Annotated in this window: 5 protein-coding genes; 3 read left to right on the plus strand and 2 right to left on the minus strand. The window is 34.3% G+C overall.

Translation table 11 applies throughout. The features are described from left to right. Together ACY65O_RS01655 and ACY65O_RS01660 are read right to left on the minus strand one after the other, a co-directional pair. Nucleotides 1-1,284 (minus strand): cation-translocating P-type ATPase (locus ACY65O_RS01655; RefSeq protein ID WP_462219109.1); only part of this gene is annotated, 1,284 nt, incomplete at its 3' end. Nucleotides 1,285-1,637: 353 nt separating this feature from the next. Then, nucleotides 1,638-2,108 carry a pyridoxamine 5'-phosphate oxidase family protein gene (locus ACY65O_RS01660; protein WP_462219110.1) on the minus strand — a complete coding sequence of 157 codons (471 nt, stop codon included), beginning with the start codon at nucleotides 2,106-2,108 and terminating at the stop codon, nucleotides 1,638-1,640. A 272-nt stretch (nucleotides 2,109-2,380) separates the two neighbouring features. On the opposite strand from ACY65O_RS01660, the gene ACY65O_RS01665 reads away from it, so the two are divergent. The 3 genes from ACY65O_RS01665 to ACY65O_RS01675 form a co-directional block, all read left to right on the plus strand. Then, nucleotides 2,381-7,606 carry a translocation/assembly module TamB domain-containing protein gene (locus ACY65O_RS01665; protein ID WP_462219111.1) on the plus strand — a complete coding sequence of 1,742 codons (5,226 nt, stop codon included), beginning with the start codon at nucleotides 2,381-2,383 and terminating at the stop codon, nucleotides 7,604-7,606. Between the two features lie 16 nt (nucleotides 7,607-7,622). Beyond that, on the plus strand, nucleotides 7,623-9,923 hold the full coding sequence (tamL, locus tag ACY65O_RS01670; RefSeq protein ID WP_462219112.1) for a translocation and assembly module lipoprotein TamL: 2,301 nt from the start codon (nucleotides 7,623-7,625) through the stop codon (nucleotides 9,921-9,923). Between the two features lie 23 nt (nucleotides 9,924-9,946). Next, on the plus strand, nucleotides 9,947-12,021 hold a 2,075-nt coding region (locus tag ACY65O_RS01675; RefSeq protein ID WP_462219113.1), incomplete at its 3' end, for an AsmA family protein.

Consider the following 12,021-nt stretch of genomic DNA (forward strand, 5'->3'; position numbering starts at 1 on the left):
TTTTGGGGCGCCTTTTACAAATAAAATCCATTTATCCCCATGCTGATGTAAAGTACTCATCCGCATTCTTTCAGAATCGAAAGGCAATTTTTCCAAAAGTGGAAAAGCGCTATCCGATCCTTCTTTTGTATGTCCCTTCTCGATAGCATGATCTACCAATGCGGTTTCGGTAGAATCACCGAGCAAACCTTCATCAGAAAATTTTACTTCATTATTCAGTATCATCGCATGCTTCAATAAATCTTCTTTATCCGGCGCCGCCTGCATTTTTTCTACCGTCATTATATTTTGGGTAAGCGTACCGGTTTTGTCGCTGCATATATATGTAACAGAACCCAACGTTTCTACTGCAGGTAATTTTCTCATCAATGCATTTTGTTTTACCATGCGCTTTGCGCCTGATGCCAGTGCAATGGTTATTACTGCAGGTAATGCTTCGGGCAGTGCGGCAACAGCCAGTGATAATGCAGTAAGAAACATTGCAAATACAGGTTGCCCCTGTAATAATCCGATACCAAATACAACTGCACAAATAACTAATACAATTACAGAAAGTTGTTTACTAAAAACAGCCAACCTTTTTTGCAAAGGTGTTTTTTGTGCAGCCACTTCCATCAACCCTGCAATTTTTCCTATCTCCGTTTTCATGCCTGTAGCCGTTACTACAGCTTTTGCAGACCCGTTGCTTACAATAGTTCCTTTAAAAATCATATTGTGCTGATCGCCGGGTACAAGATTTTCTTCATTGATGATTGCTGTTTTCTTTTCAATTGTATGGCTTTCTCCGGTAAGCGATGCTTCATCAGTTTTAAAGGAATGTACTTCAGCTAATCTTGCGTCGGCAGGAACAATATCACCGGCTTCCAGTAAAATAATATCACCGGGGACTAATTCCTTTGCTTCTATTTTTAAAGGTTTGTTATTGCGTAATACCAGTGCAAATTGTGCCGACATTTTTTGCAGCATCCTTACCGATTGCTCGGCGTTGTATTCCTGCGAAAAACCCATCCAGGCATTGCCAATAATGATCGCCAAAATAACATAGGCATCGGTATGCTCCCCCACCACAAATGAAATAACGGCAGCAATAATTAAAATAATAATCATTACATCTGTAAACTGTGAAAGGAGGATTTGAAATTTACTTTTTTGTTTGGCTTCCTGCAATGTATTGGTACCAAATTGTTGTTGCAATTCCATAATTGCATCATTGTTTAAACCATTAGCAGATGTGTTGAGTTGTTTAAAAATCTCCTCAAATCTATTTTTATAAAATGGCTGCATGGTTAAAATTATATAACAAAGTTAAATTTAATAAAATTTAAACAAGACAAAAATAAAACTGCATCAACACAAAACATGCATTGATGCAGCAATATTTTAAACAAAACCATTTAATAAGGTGCAGCTATTTTTAACAGTGTACGTTACCGAGCAAAAAATAAACTATAACAAATACAGCAATTGTTCCAAGGCATCCGCCTCCCCATTTCCACCCAGCATATCCGGCAATTAAAGTTTTAAAAAAATTATTCATGTTTTACTTTTTAAAGTTTTATGTAAAATAATAGAATCAATTTTAAAGTAATTTAGGGTACCCGTAGTAAACAATTCTTAAATATTAATTTGTACAAAATCTATTTTAAAAAATTATAGCTCCTGTGTGCAGCCGTTGGAAATATTTGATGTATGGCACTCTTTACTTTTTCAGTAAAAGTAACATTTGGAAAAACTTTATTTTCATAATACTCGGCCTGCATAATTTTCATTTTTACCAGCACCATTCTTGTTGCAGTATCAATTGAAATTAAACCATCATCTCCATTTTCAACAATGGTAGCAACACCGCTTAACTGCAAACGGCAGCCGCTTCCTTTTTTATAATAATTAAGATAAGCATAAAAACTACGGTCAATATTATCTGAATAGTTCCCATTGCATGATGTAAAAAACCAAACAGTGCCATCGTTGTCAACCCTAAAAGTCTGAATGATATTATTAGGTAATTTCAGTTCAGTATCTATTTCAGTTCTGAACATGGCCATTTTTATTTCTTTAATTTTTTTCTTTAAAAATTGAAAATTTGTGTCGTGATTAATGTGCTGCATAATGAGGATTTTTAGTATTTTGTAATAATAAAATTTCAAAAGTTGTACCAATTGATGCAGATACGGCAAACGTATGGCACCTGGATTGTGTGAGGAACAAATTCCACATATTGAGAAGAAATACTGGAGAATTTCCACTAATTAAATGAAACTTACATGGAGCGGTAACGGCACAATAATTTCATTATACAGGCAGCCGGTGAAAAACAAATTAGCTAAAAGCTTAAATGACCGCTTAAACAAGTAAATTATTTTCAACACTGCATCAATAAATGCCTTATAAAAAAACAATAAAAAAAGCGGGCAAAATAGTATTGTACACACTTACAGGAGTGATCGTTTTGTTGTGTCTTTTTTTTCTCTTTATTAATCTACCCATCGGAAAAAAAGTTGTAAAAAACCAGGTACAAAATTATCTTACCGATAAATTAAAAACAAAAGTGGTAATCGGTTCCATCGATTACAGGTTACCGCAATGGATAGAAATAAATAATGTTTACATCGAAGATCAAAAAAAAGATACTTTAATTTTTGGGCAACAAATTTCTGCCGACATCAATATGTTTAAACTGATGAGGGGCAATACCGATATCCAAAAATTATTATTCAAAAATATTTTTTTAAATGTAAACCGGCCCGAAAATGATACACTGTTTAACTACGAATTTTTAATAAACGCCTTCTCCGGCAACAAACCTGTTAGCCAGGTTAATACCGATACAGCAGAGTTAAAATTAACCTTAAACCGTTTAATCTTTACTAACGTTGTGTTACAGTTTAAAGATAAACACGATGGGTCAGATTTTAATGCCAGCATAAAAAATCTTGATGCCACTTTAAATAAATTTCAACCCGACAGAACAAATTTTGCAATTAAAAATTTTACAGCATCTGGTATTAATTTTTTTATGAACAATTATAAAGAAAAAATAAAGGATAGCACTGTTTCGCCATCTGTTGATACCATTAAAAAACCCGGCTATCAATTTTTTCTTACGGCAGCACATTTTAATATCAGTGATGTAAATGTAATTGTTGAAGATAAAATATCGGGGCTGTATTATTCTAACAACGTTACAAAACTTGGTTTAAGTAATGTGTTGTTTAGTTTGGCCCAATCTACAGCAACTGCTGATACCATTTTGCTGGACAGTTCCACTATCAGGTTTACTAATCCAAAAAATAAAATTGCAGCCAGGAATGTAATTGATACCACTATAATTCCATGGATGATAAATGCAAAGCAAATTTTGCTTTCAAACAACAATATAAAATTTGATGATAATAACTTATCAATAAAAGATGGTTTTGATTTTGGACATTTTGATGTAAAAAACCTGGGTGCCGATATTGTAAATTTTAATTACTCGGTAAATAAAACGGCTGCTCTAATAAATCAACTTCAATTTAAAGATACCAGCGGTTTTCAAATAGATACAGCACATGCAGATTTTTTAATGACCGACACTATTTTTTCTGCTAAAGACCTTTATGTAAAAAATCCCAAAAGTTTAATACAGGATTTTATTGAAATTAAATACGATAGCATTGCTGCCATTACAAAAAATCCACGTAACAGTTTAATTTCAGCCACACTTAAAAATTCCACCATTGCTTTTAATGATCTTTACTTACTGGCTCCATTTCTTAAAAAAACTTTTCCTCCTGCACAGTTTGCTAACAACCTCGTAAATTTTAATACCGAGTTAAGGGGCAACCTTGCCATGGTGTATTTGCCCTTTTTACAATTATCAGGTTTATCGGGCAGCACTGTAAATGCACACGGCACATTATACAATTTAACTGATGCAGCAAAATTTAATTATGATTTGTATATAGATAGAAGCTTTATTAAAAAAGTTGACCTGTTAAAGTTTGTGCCCAAAAAAAATCAGCAACTACTATCGCAAGTGCCGGCAACGATAAATCTTACAGGCAGAATTAGCGGCAACAGGAATGAATTGTTTTCAAATATAAAAGCCAGCGGCAAAGGGTTTGCAGTAAATGGAAAAATAAATTTAAAAAATATTTTAAACCCTGCTGCACTGCAATATGATGTTGCCTTAGGCAAAAGCAGTTTTGATAAAAATTTTATCATGGGCTTTATTCCGGCTGGCAGTTTACCACCACAAATAAATTTGCCGGAAAAAAATATCATCAGTGGTAAAATATCAGGCAATATTAACAACCTTACCGCCGATGCAAAAATAGATGGCAGCTATGGCCCTGCAACTGTAAAAGGTTTTATTAAAAATGTAAAAGATCCTGAAAGAGCAGTATATGATCTTTTTATTACCACCAATAATTTTGCTATTGGCAAATTAATAAGTCAGGATAGTATTTTAGGAAATGTTACCGGGACATTTAAAGCAAAAGGGACAGGCTTTAATTATAAAACTATGCGGTCGGATATTACTGCAGCTGTAAACCAATTGCAATACAATAAATACAATTATCAAAACGCCAATGTAAATGCATTTTTTAATGCAGGATATATTGACAGTAAAGGAAATATTAACGACAGCAACCTGGTACTGCAATATGATTTAAAAGCAAATGTAAAAAACGAATACCCCACTCTAAATGGTTTTGTAAATGTAGATACCGCACAATTGCAAAAATTACATTTATATAATGACACACTGAATTTTTCGCTCTTAGCAAATATAAAAGCGGATAATTTGCAACCCCGCCAACTTGATGTAAACACCATCATCGACTCTGTAAAAATGCAGTTGGGTAAAAACTTTTATGCATTAGATACACTTTCGTTGTTAGCCACATCAGCAGATGGTAAAGATGATATAACTTTTAATGCACCATTTGCAAACTTAAATGCTAATGGCGCTTTTAATTATGATAAAGTGGGGGATGCAGTTATCCAATATATTAATCACTATTATAAAATTGCTGTTCCAAAAAATACTGCAGTAATCGATGATCAGCAGGTAAACTTTAAAGGCACTATAAAAAAACATCCATTTCTTATTGGTGTTTTGCCAGGTTTAAAAGATTATGAAGAGGTGAGTTTTAACGGCAGTTTTGCCTCCGCTTATGCAGACAGCGCATTAAATATTACCGCTGCTCTTCCCTATCTTAATTATCAAAATAACACCGTTAGAAATGGCAACATGACCATTGGATCAAAAAACGAACGCATTAATTATACAGTAAATTTTGATACTTTAAATTATGCAGCCAATACATTTTACGGCACCAAATTAAATGGCAGCGCTGCCAACGACAGTATTTTAATTAATGCACAAACACAGGATAATAAAGCAAAGGATTGGTTTGGATTGAAGGCATCTTTTTACAGCAAAGATGATTATTACTCCTTTAGTTTAAAAGACAGCTTGCTTTTAAATTATGAAAAATGGAAAGTAGCTTCTGATAATTACATCAAATATTCTCCGTCAGGATTGATCATCAATAATTTTTCTATCACCAGCGATACCAGCAAAATTTTTATCAGCAGCAGGCAGCCGGTTAATAACAGCCCTATTGATGTTGTAATAGATAATTTTAATTTAAAAAGTATCAGTTCCATTATTAATAACGATACCATTTTTGCCAGCGGCATAATGGATGCTAAAATTGAAGTAAATGATCTTAATAAAAAATTGCCGGCATTTACCGGTAGTCTTACCATAGCCAACCTTGCCATAATGCAGCAACCGTTGGGAGATGTAACTGCCTTTGCACAAAAACAATCCGAAAATAATATTACTGCCACCATTGCATTAACAGGAAATGAAAACGACGTAACTGCAAAAGGAAATTATTATTTAAATAATGAGTTACAGGAGTTTGATGCAACAGCAGATGTAAAAAAATTAAATATTACCACATTACAGGGTTTTACAGGCGGTGCAATAAAAAATACTAAAGGAAATGTGTGGGGCGATTTTACTGCATCAGGAAAATTTGCTGAACCTGTATGGAAAGGCAGTTTAAATTTTGATACTACTGCATTTACAATTACTCAATTAGGCACAGCATTTAAAATAGATAATCAAAAAATTACTTTCAATCATCCTGCCGTGAAGCTGGATAATTTTATTGTTCGTGATTCTTTAGATCATCAAATGAAAATTGATGGATCAATAACAGTTAACAGATCAAAACTATTTGATCTTAACCTGGATATTAATGCAACAGATTTTATTATACTGAATGCGCCTAAAGCCATCAACAACGAATTATATGGTTTTGCTTCAATAGACGCAAACATTTCTGTAACAGGCAATGCTGTTGCGCCGGATATACAGGGAGATATTTATGTAAATGAAAACAGCAATGTAAGGATTGTAGTGCCCGAAAGAAGTTACAGTAAAGATGAAGGCAGAACGATTGTGCGTTTTATCGACCGGGATACTTTTGATATCAACCCTCCTGTTATTCCTTTTGTGGAAGCTAAAGAAGTACAATCAAATTTTGCACAATTTCTCAATTACAATTTAAATATAGAAGTACCCAAACGTGCCGCTTTAACTATTCTTATTGATCCGGCAACAGGCGATGAAATTAAAGTGCAGGGAGACGCACAATTAAATGCAGGTGTTGACCCCGGCGGCAATATTGTACTGGCAGGAAATTATGAATTAGATAATGGTTACTATTTATTTAATTACCAGTTTTTACAACGAAAATTCACCTTGGTAAAAGGCAGCAGTATTTATTTTGCCGGCGAACCATTAAGGGCAAGAATTAATGCTACAGCTGCATATACAGTAATTACTTCTGCAAAAGATTTACTGGCCAACGAAGTAGGAACAGTAGATCCGCTGCTTTCCAATTCGTTCAATCAAAAAGTTCCTTTTAAAGTTATATTATATTTATCCGGTGTGTTAAGCAGGCCCGAAATTAAATTTGATATTCAATTACCAGATGATAATTCTGCCATAAGCAGCGAATTAAGAACCACCATTGAAAATAAACTTACACAAATAAGAGGCGATGAATCTGCAACAAACAAACAGGTTTTTTCTTTATTATTATTAGGCAGATTTACCGGTGAACAAAGCAGCGACTTTTTTAAAGGCAATGGCGACGACTTTAATGATATTGCCCGACAGAGTGTAAGCCAGTTTTTATCATCGGCCTTAAATGAAATAGCCGGTAATTTATTGAAGGGTGTTGACATTGATCTTAATTTAAACAGCTACCGTGATTATGCCAATGGCGGCAACAACCAGCGCACCGATCTTAATGTGGCATTAAGCAAAACTTTTTTAGATGATAAGTTAACCGTAAGCATTGGTAAAAATTTTGGTGTGCAGGGGCAAAATGCAGCAGATAAACAAAACAACAGTTTTATACCCGATGTTACCATTGGTTATAAACTTACCAAAGATGGAAAATATTTATTAAGGGCTTATCGCAAAAATCAGTTTGAAGTGGTGATAGATGGTTATGTGGTAGAAACCGGTGTGGGTTTTGTTGCCACGATCGATTACGAAAAGTTTAATGAATTGTTCAGAAGAAAAAAGAAATAGTTTATAATAAGTGCAGATGAAAATTAAATATTTAACAGCATTATTTTTTTTAGCAGTATTAACTTCCTGCAGTGTGCAGCGTTTTTTACCGCCAGGCGAAAAATTGTACAGGGGCGCCACTGTTACAGTTAAAAAAAATCCTGATGTTAAAACTACAAGCCGAAATTTAAAAAAGCAATTAAAGCTTGCTGTTACCCCAAGGGCAAATAAATTTTTATTCGGCCAGCCTTATAAAGTTTGGTGGTGGTATAAAATTGGCGAGCCCGATCCGGAAAAAGAGGAAAAGGGTTTGCGTGCATTTTTAAGAAAAAGATTGGGAGAAGCTCCTGTACTAAGCAGCAGGGTAAATGCAAAAGTTACTGCAGAAAATATGCAATCCTTTATGGAAAACACAGGCTATTTTCATACTACTGTACAGGGCGACACTGCTAACAGCGGCTATTTTACCAAAGCCATTTATACCGCACATGTGCAACCGCAGTACAAAATAAAAAGTATAACCTGGGTGAGTGACAGTTCAAATCTTTTAAAATTATTGCAGCAACGTCAAAAAAATAATGGCATTTTAAAAACCGGGCAAGCCTATCGCTTAAGCGACATCAGCGCAGAGAGAGACCAGCTGGATCTTTTTTTAAAAACCAAAGGCTATTATTATTTTAATCCTGATTATTTAATGGCTTATGCCGACAGTACTATTGGTAACCGTGAAGTAGCATTATACTTAAACGTTAAAAAAACTATTCCGGAGCAGGCAAAACATGCCTACAAGATCAACAACATTATTGTATTTCCTAATTACACTTTAATATCTCCGCAACTCGATACAAGTTTATATGGTGCTAACCGTTTTGATAATTTAATAATTAAAGACACCACAAAAAAATTCAATAACCGTCTGTTTGCACAAAACATTACTTACAGGCCTGGCAGCGTATACAACAGCCGTTCACAAAATACAACGCTCAACCGTTTTATCAATATCAGCGCTTTTAAATTTGTAAAAAACAGGTTTGAAGCCCTAAAAGATTCCGGCGATTTGCACCGCATGAATGTGTATTACTATTTGACCCCTGCAAAAAAGAAATCGCTGCAGGCATCCATTGATGCTTTTTCTAAAGAAAATAATATAATTGGATCGCAGGTAAGTGTTAACTGGAAAAACAGGAATATTTTTCATGGTGCCGAATTGCTAACCATAAAAGCATATACCGGTTTTGAAGTTTCTTTTGCAGATTCTCTCCGCAACAACAACAGTTACCGTATTGGTGGAGAAGTCAGCATAAAATTTCCCCGGTATGCTATCCCTTTTTTTAACTTAAAAGAAAATAATTTTTTTCCGCCCAATACCAATTTATTGTTGGGTTACGAACTATATCGAAGGCAATTATTTTACACAAAAAATTTATTTCGCCTGCAATATGATTTTACCTGGAAACAAAATTTAAGAAATGAATTTACTGTTGCACCATTTTCGCTAAGCTACCTTAATGCTACCGGTGTTACTGATACCTTTTACAAACAGGCATTAGTTACGCCAGCTATCTTATTAAATGTTTATTCCGAAGCTATACTGGGTACTTACTTTTCGTATACCTACAACAGTGCTCAGCGCAACAGAAAAAATAAAATTTATTTTAATGCCAGTTTAGATCTGTCGGGTAATATTGCCGGTTTAATTACAGGTGCAAAAAAATTCAGAGAAAAAACAATTTTCGGTACCCCGTTTGCACAATATGTAAAAACCGATTTTGATTTCCATTATACCAGGGCATTGCCCAACAAATTGGATTTCGCAAACCGTATTCAAATAGGTATTGGCATGCCTTACAGCAACTCTGCTTTGCTTCCATTTTCTAAACAGTATATTATTGGAGGCTCAAGTTCTATACGTGGTTTTAGAATAAGAAGTTTAGGGCCGGGGACTTATAAACCTACTGCAGAAAATCAACGCTTCTTTCAAATTATTGGTGGCGATTATAAAATATTGTTCAACTCCGAATTAAGGATACCATTTACACCAAGTATAAGTGGCGCTATTTTTATTGATGCAGGAAATATCTGGACGAAAGACACTTTACTTTTTGGCCCGGCAGGAAAGTTAAGTAAAAGCTGGTATAAAGAAATTGCCGTTGCATCGGGTTTTGGAATCCGTTTTGATGCTACTGTTTTAATTATTCGTGCCGACTTAGGTATCCCCTTACGAAAACCTTTTTTACCTGATGGACAAAGATGGGTACTGAATCAATTTGATTTTGGCAGTAGTGCATGGCGGAGAGAAAATCTTATTTTAAACATTGCATTAGGTTTGCCATTTTAGGCTTGCAATACTATAAAGTTATTATGAAAAAATCAATAAAAATTGCAGGTGTTATTTTGGTGGCGGTACTTTTTGGTGGCTGGATTTACTGGCAGCAAATTAAAAAAGGTTTTATAAAAGATAAAATAAAAACCGCTGTAAATAATGAAACCGACAGTTTATATTTTATTAAGTACGACAGTTCATCAATTGATGAAATTACCGGTAATGCTTCTTTCTATAATGTGGCCTTGCAATCCGATTCTTTGCAAAAACAATTAGCAGATTTTGATACTGCATCTTCCACTACTGTTTACAATATTCATTTAGATGAATTGACCATTAAAGGTGCAAATATCCCCGGGCTTATCAGCAGTACCGCCATTCAGGCAAAATCAATACTCATCCGCCACCCGGTTGTGTACATCATTAATTCGGGTAAAAAAGAAAAAGACACTTACGGCACTTACGATACGCTGGCTATTTACGAAAAAATGCTGGGCAAATTTAAAAGTATCAGGTCTGAAGAAATAAAAATAGAAAATGGTGTGGTAAATTTTTCCGATAAATCCGGCGAACCGCATACTGCATTAAAAGATATCTCTGTAGTATTGAAAAATTTCAGGATAGACAGTACAAAAGATTATCAAAATGTAATCAGCTATTTTGTAAAAGATATGGTGGCAAAAGTGAAAGAGGTGTACATTAAAACAGGAAATAATATTGCCACTTTTACAGATGTAGAATACAATGCCCCGGAAAAATTAATACGCCTTAAAAAATTTCAGCAAAAAAATAAAGATGGCAAAGTGATTTTTGATATTAATAATACTTTGCTCACTAATATTTCGACAGATGCATTTATTTTAAAACAGCAATTAAAGGCAGAGGAATTGAAAAGTGATGGCGGCCTGCTGACTTTTTACCGTACAAAAAACAGCAGTAACGATGGTGCCAACGATAAAATTGAAATTGATAATAATTATTTTGATGAAGCTTTGTTAAATAAGATTTCGATTGGCAGCACAAAAATCCTTGTTTATGATAAAAAAAATCCTGCGGCTGCGCCCTTTACACTTACCAATGTAAAATTTAATGCGGTTGATATTCAAAAATTATCTTCGGATGTTACCATAAAAAATTTAATTAAAACCAGCACCTGGGCATTTTCGGCAGATGGTTTTTCTTTTCCTTCGGAGGATAAAAATTATAAAATGAATGTAGGTGCTTTTGATGTCAACAGCGCCAGGTCAACTTTAAACATCAGCAGTTTTGCAGTAGTGCCGCAACTTACCGAAGCTGCTTTTTCAAAAAGTATAAAATACCAGGCTGATCTGTACAATATCAATTTAAAAAATATTGCATTAAGCGGCGTTGAAATAAAAACATTGATTGCAGAAAAAAAACTGCTTGCCGATATGGCAAGCCTGCAACTTACCTTAAAAGTTTTTAACGACAGAACGGTTACTCCCAACCCGGCAAGCAAAGTGGGTAAATATCCCCACCAGCTTTTGCAAAAAGTAAAAATGCCGGTAAGCATAAAAAAAATAATAGTAAAAGACAGCTATGTAGCTTATAAAGAAAGAGGTGCAATATCAGAAAAAACCGGTGTTGTATTTTTTAAAAATGTAAATGGTACAGTTACCAATGTAACCAATATTAAAAATGCTATTGCAAAAAATGAAATGATGACAGTAAATGCTACAGCTTCATTTTTAGGAGTAAGTAATATTCAAACTAACTGGCAGTTGCCTTTAAATACTGCTAACGGGGCTTTTACAATTTCAGGCACAGGAGGCAGTTATGATGCTACAGCATTAAACCCTGTGTCGGAGCCTCTGGGAATGATAGCCATAAAAAAAGGAAGGTTCAATAAATTAACTTTCAATTTAAGCGGCAACGATCTTATGGCAAAAGGAACTTCTACCCTACTGTACGAAGATCTTAAACTTACTGTACTTAAACCAGATTCGCCTGCAACTAAAAAGAAAGTGTTATTAAGTTTTATAGCTAACTTTTTAGTGATCAATAATAATCCACAAAATGGAGAAATTAGAAAAAATGATGTAACTCAGGAAAGGGATATTACCAAATCTTTTTTTTACCTGGTATGGAAAAG

Origin of the sequence: Ferruginibacter sp., from assembly GCF_031430955.1 — a bacterium.
GTDB lineage: Bacteria > Bacteroidota > Bacteroidia > Chitinophagales > Chitinophagaceae > Ferruginibacter.